Source organism: Bacillus sp. JJ1127 (assembly GCF_036965845.1).
GTDB lineage: Bacteria > Bacillota > Bacilli > Bacillales > Bacillaceae_G > Bacillus_A.
The window spans coordinates 1-229 of record NZ_JBALQK010000317.1 but is presented as its reverse complement, the minus strand read 5'-3'; positions in this window follow the sequence as shown (position 1 = coordinate 229).

Below are 229 nucleotides of genomic sequence, written 5' to 3'. Positions count from 1 at the left end.
GCAATTTTGAAATATCCCTTATTAATTTTTTCCAAGAATCCTTTGGATCAGCCTTTAAAATATCTAAAGTCACTCTCATATTGTCTACCTCAAATCATTATATTAATACGAAAAAATCATATTAACACAAAAGAGCCAGTAAAGAAGAAAAAGATAGTACCATATTTTCCTTTTTCTTACTCTTCCTCCTCTAGGAATGCTTCATACAATACGCATGATATACTCTCAA